This is a genomic window from Okeania sp. SIO2B9 (genome assembly GCF_010672505.1).
In the GTDB taxonomy this organism is placed as follows: Bacteria; Cyanobacteriota; Cyanobacteriia; order Cyanobacteriales; family Microcoleaceae; genus Okeania; species Okeania hirsuta.
Window position 1 is genome coordinate 1 of sequence record NZ_JAAHGK010000046.1, and the last position, 13363, is coordinate 13363.

11 protein-coding genes and 2 pseudogenes are annotated in these 13363 nt (G+C 36.1%); 10 read left to right on the forward strand and 3 right to left on the reverse strand.

The annotated features are described in order from the left end of the window. Positions 1 to 482 precede the first annotated feature (482 nt). Entirely contained in the window at positions 483 to 812 is a 330-nt protein-coding gene (locus F6K13_RS03410) for a DUF4177 domain-containing protein (protein WP_161564759.1), read from the forward strand. 296 nt (positions 813 to 1108) lie between these two features. Here F6K13_RS03410 and F6K13_RS03415 read toward each other — a convergent pair whose 3' ends face one another. Continuing rightward, on the reverse strand, positions 1109 to 1582 hold the full coding sequence (locus F6K13_RS03415; protein ID WP_124147747.1) for a hypothetical protein: 474 nt from the start codon (positions 1580 to 1582) through the stop codon (positions 1109 to 1111). A 520-nt stretch (positions 1583 to 2102) separates the two neighbouring features. On the opposite strand from F6K13_RS03415, the gene F6K13_RS03420 reads away from it, so the two are divergent. The 5 genes from F6K13_RS03420 (at position 2103) to F6K13_RS03440 (ending at position 6262) form a co-directional block, all read left to right on the forward strand. Then, a complete protein-coding gene (locus tag F6K13_RS03420; protein ID WP_161564758.1) occupies positions 2103 to 2333 on the forward strand; it encodes a DNA cytosine methyltransferase in 231 nt (76 codons plus the stop codon). Further along, the gene (locus F6K13_RS03425) at positions 2320 to 2487 is read left to right on the forward strand and encodes a hypothetical protein (protein ID WP_240039202.1); all 168 of its coding nucleotides are present in this window, start codon (positions 2320 to 2322) and stop codon (positions 2485 to 2487) included. The genes F6K13_RS03420 and F6K13_RS03425 overlap by 14 nt, the downstream gene beginning before the upstream one ends. 39 nt (positions 2488 to 2526) lie before the next feature. After that, complete coding sequence (locus F6K13_RS03430) at positions 2527 to 3165, forward strand: restriction endonuclease (protein WP_240039201.1); 639 nt, start codon at positions 2527 to 2529, stop codon at positions 3163 to 3165. A gap of 511 nt (positions 3166 to 3676) precedes the next feature. Next, the gene (locus F6K13_RS03435) at positions 3677 to 4960 is read left to right on the forward strand and encodes a hypothetical protein (protein ID WP_124147745.1); all 1284 of its coding nucleotides are present in this window, start codon (positions 3677 to 3679) and stop codon (positions 4958 to 4960) included. Between the two features lie 681 nt (positions 4961 to 5641). Continuing rightward, a complete protein-coding gene (locus tag F6K13_RS03440) occupies positions 5642 to 6262 on the forward strand; it encodes a class II aldolase/adducin family protein (protein WP_124147744.1) in 621 nt (206 codons plus the stop codon). A gap of 198 nt (positions 6263 to 6460) precedes the next feature. Here F6K13_RS03440 and F6K13_RS03445 read toward each other — a convergent pair whose 3' ends face one another. Together F6K13_RS03445 and F6K13_RS03450 are read right to left on the reverse strand one after the other, a co-directional pair. Beyond that, positions 6461 to 6751 carry a XisI protein gene (locus tag F6K13_RS03445; RefSeq protein WP_240039204.1) on the reverse strand — a complete coding sequence of 97 codons (291 nt, stop codon included), beginning with the start codon at positions 6749 to 6751 and terminating at the stop codon, positions 6461 to 6463. Between the two features lie 227 nt (positions 6752 to 6978). After that, a pseudogene (locus tag F6K13_RS03450) lies at positions 6979 to 7182 on the reverse strand (element excision factor XisH family protein); the annotation flags it as partial. A gap of 508 nt (positions 7183 to 7690) precedes the next feature. Here F6K13_RS03450 and F6K13_RS03455 point away from each other — a divergent pair. From F6K13_RS03455 to F6K13_RS03470, 4 genes and pseudogenes are all read left to right on the forward strand, one after another. Further along, positions 7691 to 8176: a TerB family tellurite resistance protein gene (locus F6K13_RS03455; protein WP_124147742.1), complete on the forward strand. Its 486-nt coding sequence runs from the start codon at positions 7691 to 7693 to the stop codon at positions 8174 to 8176. 391 nt (positions 8177 to 8567) lie between these two features. Beyond that, positions 8568 to 9017 (forward strand): annotated as a pseudogene (locus F6K13_RS03460) (cytochrome P450); the annotation flags it as partial. Positions 9018 to 9572: 555 nt separating this feature from the next. After that, positions 9573 to 12932 carry a glycerol-3-phosphate acyltransferase gene (locus F6K13_RS03465; protein ID WP_124155093.1) on the forward strand — a complete coding sequence of 1120 codons (3360 nt, stop codon included), beginning with the start codon at positions 9573 to 9575 and terminating at the stop codon, positions 12930 to 12932. 1 nt (position 12933) lies between these two features. Further along, a complete protein-coding gene (locus F6K13_RS03470) occupies positions 12934 to 13113 on the forward strand; it encodes a hypothetical protein (protein WP_161564757.1) in 180 nt (59 codons plus the stop codon). Positions 13114 to 13363: the final 250 nt, after the last annotated feature.

Below are 13363 nucleotides of genomic sequence, written 5' to 3' on the forward strand. Positions count from 1 at the left end.
TGAAAGAAACAATAGAGTTTTTTAGCAATATTATGGGTTGAGAGAGGAGTCAGGAGTCAGGAGTCAGAAGTCAGGAGGAAAGAAAGAAGTAAGAGGAGGAAAAGGAGAAAGATACAGTAGGTTGGGTTAAGCGTAAGCGCAACCCAACAAATACCTAAACCAAACCTACATTAACAGTTATTTTTCACTCTTAAATTTATGGTTATGGATAGCTCTTAGAAGTTAAAAATGCGAAATATTATGACCGGAGCATAGTTGATTATATTTCTTTGTTTAAGCAGAAATAATGTAAGTTATGCTAATGTCCTATGTGTTGAATTTTGTTCCTCAACCCAACCTACAAAAGTGAATATAGAATTAAATCATAATTGTAAGAAACCCTTCTGCTTTCTGCCTTCCTTCCACTAAAGTGTAAATATTCAAGCAGACATGATATGAGAGACTGGAATCTAAATAAACTTATAGTTATTAACTTAATTGTTTTGAATATTGCGATTATTTGTCTAGCGGTGGCGTTAATTTTTTCACCTAATAAAACTTTGGCAACTTCCATTGCTAAAACTACACCTAAAATAGAACAAAAAATTGAGGCGATCGATTCAGAAAAGTTAAGTCAAGGTAGAGGTAGAAAATATGAATATAAGGTTGAATATCAATTTGGTTTTCCTCAAAGTAATGAAGAAAGAGACCGCTATATAGAAGCTTTAAACGATGCGGGTAAAGATGGATGGGAATTAAGTCAAACTGATGTGGTTTTTAATCCTTCTAGTGGGCGAGGATTATATATTCTGATATTTAAAAAAGATAAATAGTTGAAGAAGGAAGAAGGAAGAAGGAAGGGATGATTATTTATAAGTTATATCAAGTCTCATTAATTAGCAATAATAAAAATCTTTTCTCTGATAAATTTATCCCTTTTCCCTGTTCCCTAAAGCAATAAAACCTTGTAATTCATCAACTCGATAACTGCTGTAATTAATCCTATTTTTGGGGTGCGTCTCATATTTGCAAAAATACTTTTTTCCTATATATTCCCTATTCCCTGTTTCCTGTTCCCTGTTCCCTAAAAGCGATAAATTTTTGGCTTTATTCAAAATTGAGATTCACCCTATTTTTGGGCTGTCACTTCAATAATTTCTGTATCCATAATCATCTTACTGTTACTGACTAAATCTTCGTGTTTATTCGTATTTAGGGTAACAGTTATTTTATTGCTGCCTGGGTCTAAATTTCCCAGATAATACCAATTGCTATAAATTCTAGTAATTTTTTTGTCATTGATATATAAATGAGCATGACCTTCATTAGGATTACTACTTTGATTTACTGTTTCCGGGGCAAACTTAAAGTTAGTTAGCTTCAACTCTAAATTCCATCCTTTCATAGTATCCTTATAAGCAACTAAATCAACTTCAGGAACTGGTTTATCTGCTGGAATTTCTATTTTTTTATGACTATGACCCATACCCCCATGAGACTCATCAGCAATTAGATTGTTACCAGAAGAATGAACTGTTTTAGCAATTCCTAATCCCGCAGTTACAATTAGTATGATTGATGTGAGTTTTAATAATTGTTTCATCCTTGTTTTTCCTTTATTTTATAATTTTTAATTTTTTTATAATGGGTAAGGGTAGTTAAAATGTCAAAAGACAAGCCGTCATACTTGAAAATTTAGAACGTAGGAAATAGTTTAAACACAAATTATATTATGTCCGTTTTGATAGTTAGTTAGGTTGAAAGTTTGAGATAGCGATCGTTATTTCATTAAAAAGGGGATTTCAACCCCTCCTAAAATTAAACGACAACCTAGAAGTTGGGGGTTTAAACCCAAGTTTTCAGCACGCTAAAAGCTGAGTGCTGTTTGCAGAGCATTCCGGTACGGAAAATGCTGATAGCTAGTTAAAAGGAGGTAAGCATTCAGCTATTAGCACTAAGCAGTCAGCAATTAGTAATGAGTAATTACTTCTAAGGTTTAGGAAGGGGAATTTGCCAGTAACTTTTATTCTTTCTCAATTTTAAAGGTTGCTTTTATCTTCCTCAAAATTAATAGCTGATAGCTAATAGCTGACGGCTGAATGCTTACAAAAGGAGATAATAAATTGAATAATATTAACACACTCAAAGCCATAGAATTATTTTCTGGAATTGGTGGATTTTGTTTAGGAATGAAAGCTGCAAATATTGAAACTATTTGGGCTAATGATATTAACGAACTTTGCTGTCAGGTTTATCAAAGTAATTTTGGTAGTGACTCAATAGTATTAGGTGATATTAATAAAATTCAGATATCAAACATTTGTAGAATATGCTCGCTTAATGGGATTTCTTGATAATTGGTGTCGGGTTGCTAAAATTTATCACCAATATGCTTTATATGGTAATTCAGTTGTGCCAGATTGTGTAAAATGGATATGTCAAAGAATAGGCAAACAAAACTTTAAATTTAACCATCGGACTTGGCAACAATTAACATTATTTAGTTAATTCAATACTAATAAATATATGAAATAACTGACACTATCATTGTTTAAAACTGAAGCAGCAATTTTTGTTAGAGAATTAACTGTTAGACCAATTTTTGATTTGTACGGTATTACCGATGGTAAAGCAATAGGAACTTATGTAGAACAAGCATTCAATAAATATTTAATATCCAAATATTTATATACTCCAGGGAGTGCAGCTAGTGGGATAGATTTTCCAGAATTAGAAGTAGATTTGAAGGTAACTTCTATTCGACAACCACAATCATCTTGTCCGTTTAGAGATGCTAGTCAAAAGGTTTATGGATTAGGCTATCATCTACTTGTCTTTGTGTATGAAAAAATAGATAATCAAGAATTACGAGCAGCAAGTTTAAATTTTAAAAGCGCGATATTTGTAGCCAAAGAAAAAACAGGAGATTATCAAACAACACGAGGTTTACTAGAAATTATTAGTCGTAATGGTAATGAAGATGATGTAATAGGATTTTTAGAAGATCGTAACCTTCCTTTAGATGAAATAGGACGGGAAATTTTGGCTGAAAGAATAATAAAAGAACCTCCACAACAGGGTTATATTACTATCTCTAATGCTTTGCAATGGAGATTACAATATAGAAGGATTATTGAACAAGCAGAAATTGGAAATATAGCTGGAGTGGAAAATATTCTAGGTTAAAATATCTATCAAATATAGCAGAAGGAAAAAGAAAGAAGGAAGAAGGAAGAAGGAAGAAGGAAGAAGGAAGAAGGAAGAAGAAAAAATATTGCTTTGTCTGAATTTTAGGCTTTTAATATGTCCTAACCTTTCCTTCGACTGCTATAACAGGTCATTTCAGTTATCAGTTATCAGTTAGCCTCCTTCGGAGGAACTGCGGACTTCAGTAACTCTGCAATAAGGAGGCAAGAAAATACGGAATTATCTTTTTTTTATCCCCAATGATACCCGCTCTAAAAGCACATCATTAAATAAACTCAAGATTATCAATTTGAAAATATCTAGAAAGATGCAAAAATGAAAATATCTAAATAGGATTTGCTGATTTTTTCCAAGCAAGTCATAAACATAGGAAAATCTCCACAAAAATTATTCAATTATTGCTAAATAAAAAGCAATAAAATACAAAAACTTGCCAAATAAAAAGACTTGTGCATTAATAACTAAGATATCCCGAATAAATACATGACCTATGCTAGAAATTAGTGACTTATTTGATGAAAACCTTTATCTAAATGTTAACCCCGAAATTGCAGAAGCAGTAAACAATGGCATCGTACAAAGCGGCTTTGACCACTTTATTCGCTTCGGTCAATTTGAAGGGCGAGACCCCAGTATTTTTTTTGATACTAACTTTTATTTAACCAATAATCCAGATGTTGCTGCCTTAGTTCAACAAAACTCAATCACTCCCATTCAACATTTTATTCAAGTCGGTCAATTTGAAAATCTCGATCCTAATTCTCAATTTAATACCGATATTTATCTCCAAGAAAATCCAGATGTTGCTGATGCAGTTCAACAAAACTTATTAACTACCATCGAACATTTCGTTAATTTTGGTATTGCTGAAAATAGATTATTTTCCCAAAATTTTATCGGCACAATATTTGATGTAGTTGTTACAAGTGCAGCTAATAATGGTAATGATGCAGCCATTCGTTTTGATGGTTTAACTGGTCGATTAATTGGTGAATTTCCTAATGGTGGAGAATTAACCGACCCCAGAGATATTGTACAAGAAATTGATGGGTCTAATACTGTTTTAATTAATGGTGGAAATGACAATGTTTTACGCTTCGATGCCACTACAGGAAACTTCATTGAAACATTTACTGAATTTCCCGAATTAAATGGTGGAGGTGCCGTTTTTGGACCAGATAATAATTATTATGTAGGGGCGCGATCGCTAGGTTCAATTGTACGTTTCAACGGTCAAACTGGAGATTTTATTGATGAGTTTATTCCCTCAGAATTAGTAGATTTTCCCAGAGGTTTTGTATTTGGTTCCGATGGCAATTTTTACTTAGGAAATGGTGCCGACCCAGCAACAGGTGGTGGCGGTGGAACAGTCATTCAATATGATGGTCTTACGGGTCAAGTATTGAATCCTAATTTTGTCAATGACCCTGAATTAAGTCCCCTAGATGTGATTAATGGTCTGGATGGCAATATCTATGTCAGCAGTGAATTTCCTTTTGGTCAGGATGATTCGGTAGCTAGTGTTCGCGTGTATGATGTTGAGACAGGAGCGTTGTTAGATGTACTTGATGCTGGTTTAGATGCAGAGGAAGTGCCAATATTGGATGCCCCAAGAGGGTTAGGTTTTGGACCAGATGGTAATCTCTATGCTAGTAGCACTGGTACTGGTAGTGTGGTTCGTTTTGATGGTGCAACAGGTGACTTTATAGATGTGTTTATTGAGTTTCCTCAGTTGAATGGTCAAGCATTAAATTTCGTTCCTGCGGAAAATTAAGCCATCTAATTAGTTATGATACAGTAGGTTGGGTTGCGCTCCCGCTTAACCCAACAAATACCAAGTTGGACTTATACAAAGAAATTATATCAAATCCGGTAGCATTGGTGTAATTAGATAAAGAATGTGGAGACCCACCCCTAACCCCTCCCAAGAGGCGAATCTGGGGAGATAAAATCCCAGGAGGAGAATGTGGGGAGATCAAGAAAGATTTGGCAATGGCGCTTGTGATGTAACATTTTTTTATACCTAATTAACCAGATTTGATATTAGACTTGTCGCTTTATAACTTAAAAAATCCCCAAAAACTTTGTTCTGTAAGGATTGTAGCTATTGGCAACCAAAAAATCTGGGAATTATTGCTCTGTCTAGGTTGGAACGATTTTTTCCCTCTATTTAGCGACAACTCTATTATATATAGTCAGGAAAAACTATGCGGACATAATCTAAGTTTTGCTAATGTCTTATCTATTAGACGTCTCCAGAAAAGAGGGAATAGGGAATAGGGAATAGAGAATAGGGAACAGGGAACCCACCCCTAACCCCTCCCAGGAGGGGAGTAATTGATAATTTATGGATAAGAATTGATTTTATTTTTGATTTTGGAGATGTCTATTGGGTTTTGTTATTCAACCCAACCTACATTAATGATATTAACTGTTATTTTTCACGATTAAATTTATGGTTATGGATGAGGGAGTAATTAAATATAATTGTCATTGGGTTAAAGAGGAACCTGTGACAAGCGATAGCATTACTGATTTAATGAAAAAGCGAGATTTTATGTACTCGTTAGGATTAATTGGTGCTTATGAAAATGGCATTGGTTTTGGTAATGTTAGTCAGAGAATAAATGACTCAAATCAGTTTATTATTACTGGCACTCAAACCGCCCATTTAGAAACTTTAGGACCGGAATTTTACACGGTAGTTACTGATTTTAATATTGAGGAAAATAGCCTAACTTGTTGCGGACCTGTTAAAGCTTCTTCTGAATCTTTAACTCATGCTGCTATCTATTATTATCAACCAGAAATTATGGGTATTATTCATATTCATAATTCTCAGCTTTGGCAAGGACTTATGTATAAAGTTCCTACTTCTAATCAAAAAGTACCTTATGGTACTCCACAAATGGCAAAAGAAATATTTCGTTTGTTTGATGAGGAGAAGTTAGGAGTAGAAAAAATATTAGTAATGGCAGGTCACGAAGATGGGATAATTTCTTTTGGGAAAGATTTAGATGAAGCTGCTAATATTTTGTTGAATTTTGATCGGACATCTCTAGAAAAGAGGGAGTAGAGCAGTAGGGAAGTTGCATACAACGTCCGAGAACGGGAAGTAAACATAAGAATAATTAACAATAACTGGGGTGCTAAATTTAATCTCGCCCTGCTCCCCTACTCCCCACCCTCTTTAATCTAATTACACCGATGCTACCGGATTTGATATAACTCCTGAGTCCTAAGTCCTGAGTCCTGAGTCCTGACTCCTAAAGACTTATCCATACCCACTATGTTGACGAATCTCTGGAGGATGAAAAGCAAGTACAATTCTATGCTTCGGTACTCCAGCACCAACAAGTTCATCCGTAGTACCATCTTCAATACCATCGTAGTGAATCCAAATTTTATCATTGCGGATTTCAGCATGGACAATAGTACCATATACACGGCGACTATCCTCCCATCCTTCATGGACTAACAGAAAATGGTTGCGATCGCTACTAATGATCGTGTATGTTTTCACATCACCATAGCAGTAAGGAAGATCGGCGTAGTATTGCAAAATTGGCGTTGCTGATTTGAGGTATGAAATTCAACTAGTGGTAAATTTTCAGCCAAAACAATACTGCAAATTATACCTATTTCTTCCTAATTTAATCACCGAAAAACTTGTTTCTACCTACTCTGCTGACTCGGTCCTCCTGACTCAGTCCTCGGTCTTCCTGTGAAATCATACATTTATTCAGCAACGCCGCAAAATTTTTATGAGTGTTTCACGCCATTTTTCCAGGTCTAAGAGTTGATTTGTGGTTTCCATTGAATAATTTCCTCAATCTTGGCATCAAAAACAAACAGACGAAAACCAGGTTCTTCTAATAAAAGTTGTCCAACTTCCTCCTTAAAAAAGGTTTCAAAAATATTGCGCTTGACTGCTAAATATATTTGACGTAATGGGTCTTGTTTCTTGAGAATTCTACTATATAAAAAGAATTGCCCCCATGCTTTTTCAGGCGTTGCTTAAATGTAATGATAATTAGACATCTACTCCATCCATAGGGAGTAGGGAGTAGGCAGCTTTGCTGTAGGGAAGCCACCCGCGGGGCCCGACCGTGGAGGGGAAAGAATTGATAATTTCTTTGGGATATAGATATTGATTTTTGATTCTTGGAGATGTCTATGAGCTGAAGGTAAAATTGAAAAACTGATGTTTTGCGCCCAAAGTTAATCTCAAAATCATTATAGCGCTGTGCGCAGGCAACAGCTCATCTGGCAACAGGCAGCAGGGGGAATAAAAAACCGATAATATAAGACTTTTAGCTCTTGGACACCTCTTGTAATTTGTAAATATGCCAGCGCACATTGCTATACCACTCAGCAACGCCCTTTTTCAAGTTCATTAACTAATTCCTGTTCCCTGCTATACGAACAATATAAACTTGACAAAATGAATCAATATCAAATATAGTTAAAGACGCTCAAAACTATAGAGTAAAAGGAGTAAAATATGAGTGGTGGAAAAAGCCTCCAACCGACAAAATATGCCGAACATCGGTATAAGATCAGTGCACCAATTGATTTTGATGTGGCAGTGAACTACGGTGGTGCATTAATGGCGATCGCTGGAGCAGATGGCGAATTAGCAGAAAAAGAATTCCAGTGGTATATTGATGAACAAGAACTTTTGTTCGTAGACTCTACGGAGTACATTGAAACGCTACGCAAATTCGATTGGAAAAATGCTAGCATTGAGGATATGTTGAGTGGTATCAAGTACGATTTTCCTCTGAATTTTCGCCGTTCCATGTTATACCAAGCGATTAAGATGAGTCGAGCTGATGGAGTTTACCAAGAAAAAGAAAAAGCTGCTGTGGCTAAAGCAGCAGAAATTTTAGGAATTGACCGTAGCATGGTTATTAGCATTGAGTCATTAGCTGAAATGGAAGAAGCGACCGAGCGACTGCGACTTGCTTTATTTGAAACGGAAGTTTAATTCTTCTTTAAACCTGTTTATAGAGGATTTTGATATGTCGATCTTATGGGTAAGTATATCAAAATCCTCAATTGTGTTTTAGAGTTAGTCTAACTGCATTCATAGTTTGACGGCAGATAATATCGATCATTTTTTCATATTGCGATTACATTCAAGATTGCTCTCAAGAATATCTATATAGAATGAGTATAGCGCTACGCGCAAGTCAAAAGTCAGAGGTAGTTCTGCATAGTAATGGTAATATATTCAAATAGGTTAATCAAGTTAAGTTTGTGGAGAGCAATTGTCCTGAGTGCCAGTCTACTAAAATCATTAAATATGAACATACCCACGATGGTAAACCTCGTTTCCGTTATTAGGAGAAAATAACAACTTTAGTCAGTTTTCACCAGCAGATTTGAAACAGATGATTTTTCTGGAAGCTACAATTAAAGAAACTCTCCGCACTTTACCGCCAAGTCCTACTGCTAGTCGTCGGTTAACTCAATCTGTTGTAGTGGATGATATTCTCTACCGGAAAGGTTGGACTTTGATTGCAGAACCTAGAATTGCTCATATTATACCTGAATATTTTGAGCAACCAGACAAATTTGAGCCAGAACGTTTTTTGCCAGAACGTGGTGAGGGTAAAATGTACGAATTTATCCCTTTCGGTGGTGGTGTCCACGCTTGTTTGGGAGCGCAGATGGCAATGTTAGTTAGTAAAGTGTTTGTATCTCATTTACTACAAATGTTTGATTGGCAACTGATGGGAGAACCAAAGTTTGTTCAGTTTCCTATCAAGAGAATTAAAGACAATTATCAAATAGAAATTAAATCTATAGCAGGGAATAGGGAATAGTATTTATCTGTCTAAGGTCGATCATTAATCTATGTGTTAACCAACTCGTTCCTTACTATAGAAATCAAAATTAAATACAGTGTATTTCATATTAGTAACGTACACCAGTCGCGGGCAAGATGCCCGCACTACAAACATTTTACCGAAAAATTATGGATGGGTTTCCTAACCATATCCAATCGAGCAAGAGGAGAAAAAAATTCCTTTTAATCTAATCCTCTCCTTGAAAAGAAGAGTTCATTAATGGATAATGGATAATTACTTTTGGTTAAAACCTTTCTTGATTGAATATAAGGAATATTTTCTTTTTTTTTCCCTTAAAAGAGGAGTCTTCAAGGCGCAAATTATTTAATTATTCCGTCATTCTAAATTCCCGCATTCTAAATTATTGAACATTCATATTTTTACCGAAAAATTGTGGTTGAAAGCCTCCCTTTTCAAGGGGATAATAAATAAAAATTTTCATGATTAGTCAATCCTCTTCTTTTCAAGGAGAGGTAATTCTGGCATTCGCGCATTCTAAATTATTGAACTCATTTACCTGCAATTTTCTGTATGTATATATTAGTCTTAGTATTGTTTCTAGCTATCTGTTTTTGTCTCGGAGCTCTCCCATTTACTGGTTTAATAGTTAAAATTCTGGCAAATATCGACCTCAAAAAAGTTGGTACGGGTAATGTTAGTGTGGCAGCAGCGTTTACTCACGCGCCAAAACCAGTGGCAATAACAGCAGTATTAGCGGAAATAGTTAGAGGTATTGCGCCAGTTTTAATAGCAAAAGTCTTATTTCCAGAGATTTTTGCCTTGCAGTTAGTGGGATTAATTTTATTAGTCGCAGGTAGATATTTTATTGCTAAAGGTGGAGGTGTTACTAATGCTAGTTGGGGAGTTTTGGTTTATTCTCCTCTGGTGGCATTGGGTTCGGGAATTACAGGTTTTTTAATATTAGTAATAGGAAAAAAAATATTTCCTCAAAAAAATCAAAATATCCGACAATGGGCAGCTCGTCTGGGATGTCTCAGTAGTTTTTTATGGGTGTTATTATTTCGCCAGGAGGCATCTTTTTTTGAACTTTTCGCAGCATTAGGATTAGCAATTTTATTAGTAGTAATAAATCTGAGGCAAAGTGATGATATGGCTTTAAAAAAACAAATTCTATTTTCTCTCGATAGTGAACTAGATGCCAAAATATGTGGCGATAAAGCAGCTAGATTAGCTCAATTGAAAAAAGCTGGTTTTAATGTTGTTAAAGGTTTTGTTTTACCTGCAACTGAAGCAGATACTCAAGGAAATTTGGATAAGGGAATTGATTCTTCACTACTTAATATCTACTTCCCTTCATCAGAGCTGGATAAAAATAAAATGTCTATTAATTTTCCCCTAATTGTTCGTTCTTCTGCTGTGGGGGAAGATAGCGATAATAGTTCGGCAGCCGGACAATATCAAACTATTTATCCGGTGAAAAATCAAACGGAATTATTAGAGGCAATTAATATTTGTCGTCAATCTTATTGGTTGCCAGAAGCTGTTGCTTATCGTCGGCAAAGAGAAATTCCTGATGCAGAAATGGCAGTATTAATTCAGCCTTATATTATTAGTCAAGTTGCTGGAGTAATGTTTACTCGTAATCCTTTAGATGGTGGCACCAAAATAATTATTGAAGCTCTGCCAGGCGGTGCAGAAAAAGTTGTGGGTGGGCAGTTTAGTCCGGTACATTTAGAAATTGTTGAAGAAGGAAGAAGGAAGAAGGAAGAGGGAAGAAGGAAGGAAGAAAAAGGAAAAGGGAAGAAGGAAGAGGGAAGAAGGAAGGAAGAAAAAGGAAAAGGGAAAAAGTTGATGGTTACTCAAACTTCAGAAGAAGGAAGAGGGAAGAAGAAAGAGGGAAGAAGAAAGGAGGAAGAAAGAATAGGGAAAAAGTTGATTGTGACTCAAACTTCAATCAATTTTAAACAGCCTGTAGACAATGTGGATGACGAGGTATTAAACTCAAAAGAAAAAGATAAAAATCAATCTTTAGAGCAAGTAAAAAATCAGGATATTTTACCTGAAAAAATTATTCAAGAATTGGTAAATCAAGCAGAGGCTATAGAAGTCTTTTTTCATGGTTTACCCCAGGATATTGAATGGTGTTGGGATGGTGAAAAAATTTGGATTTTACAAAGTCGCCCCATTACTAATCTCAGACCAATTTGGACGCGAACTATTGCAGCAGAGGTAATTCCTGGGGCAATTCATCCTTTAACTTGGTCGATAAATCGTCCTTTGACTTGTGGAGTTTGGGGAGAAATTTTTACTATTGTTTTAGGGGAAAAGGTAGCAAAATTAGATTTTACTGAAACGGCAACTTTGCTCGGTTCCCATGCTTATTTTAATGCTACTTTGTTAGGGGAAATTTTTAGAATGATGGGATTGCCGGAGCAGGGTTTAGAGTTTTTATTACGAGGGCAAAAAATGGGAAAACCGCCTTTAGGAAAAGTTTTGCCTTCTTTGCCTGGTTTATGGCGATTGATTCAAAAAGAAATGGCTGTTGACCGCGAATTTGAACGAGACTATCATCAAATTTTCATTCCCGCTCTACAAAGTTTAGAAAATAATTTCAAACAAAATTCATCTCAGTCTTTATCAGAATTATTAGACCAAGCAGAACAAATTCAAGCATGGTTAAAACCGATTACTTTTTATAATATTTTGGGTCCCATAGGTTTGGCGATTAGGCGATCGCTCTTCCGAGTTTCTGAGGAATGGCTACCTACTGATACTGCACCAGAAATTATTTCGATTCGAGAATTACAAAGGTTAGCCGTTAAGTTAAAAATGGCAACTAAATCTGATGGGGAAATAGAGGCAGAGTTTGAGCAAAATCAGGAATTACAAAGGGAGTTTCAGCAATGGTTGGAAAGTTATGGTTATTTGAGTGAAGTTGGTACGGATATTGCCGTGGCAACTTGGGGAGAAAAGCCGGATAATTTCCGTGAGTTATTATTTGCAATGGCTCGGAAAGGTGAGGGGGAAAAAGATAATTTTAAAGAGAGTTTTTCGGTAAGGTCTTTAAACTTGTGGCAGAGGTGGCGACTGGCGCAATGTGCAAAACGTGCGATAACTAAGGGGAAAATTGCTGAGGTTTATGGGAAATTTTTGGCTTATTTACGACTGACGTTTTTAGCAATAGAAATAAAAGTCAAAAGTCAAAAGTCAAAAGTCAAAAGTGATGAGCGACAAGAAAATTTAGAAGTTAAAAGTCAAAAGTCAAAAGTCAAAAATGATGACTTACAAGAAAATCTAGAGGTTTTTGAAGAAAAGGGTGATATTTTTTATTTGGAATTTGAGGAAATTCGGCAATGGATTTTAACAGTAGGTTGGGTTGAGGAACGAAACCCAACAAAAGAATCCCTCCTAACCCCCCTTGAGAAGGAGGGGATGTTTAGCGATCGCCTCCTTGATCGGGCAGGAATGTTTAGCGATCGCCTGCTTGGACAACTTATCTGTGAAAGAAAGGAACAGTTGGAAAAAGACCGCGATCGCCTAGTTCCCTCGGTAGTTTACGGCAATGTCTTACCACAGGAAAATCCAGAAATTGCAGCGACTGCTGAGAATGCCTCTATTTTGTCAGGTATACCTGCAAGTGTCGGTTCTGTGGAAGGTTATGTGAAAGTTTGTCGTAGTGCAGGAGTGAGTATTGCTGAAGGCGAAAATCCCATTATTGTTGTGCCTTATACGGATGCAGGTTGGGCACCATTATTATTGAAGGCAAAAGGTATTATTGCTGAAGTGGGGGGACAGTTATCCCACGGAGCTATTATTGCGCGGGAATATGGCATTCCAGCAGTAATGAATGTTTCTGGAGCGATGACTCGTTTACAGGATGGGCAAAAAGTTAGGGTAGATGGGTATCGGGGGACGGTGGAATTGTTGTAGAGTGTGGGGAGTGTGGGAAGTGTGGGAAGTGTGGGGAGAGAGGGAAGAGTTGGAAAGGGAGAGCGATCGCCTATTTTCTATTCCCTGCCTTTACCAACAGACTTTTTCCGCAAACCCTAATTATCAATTATCCATTATCAATTATCCATTAATGAATTCTATCCCAGGAACTTTTCGATAGATTAATTCAATCTGACAATTAAAATGTACACTAGCAAAATTAACTTTTTCTCCCCTATTATAAGTGTGAGAAATCCAAATTCCTTGTTCATTTTTCCGAAAACATTCTATATTCATCTGAGACTGATATCATGTCCGTTTATATCGTTTGTGTAAACCCAAGGGTGAATATCTACAGGAAATGATGGTTTTTTCTTGCGAGGGTAGCCTTCTTCCCTCTTCCCTCTTTCTTCTTCCTTCTTCCTTACCTT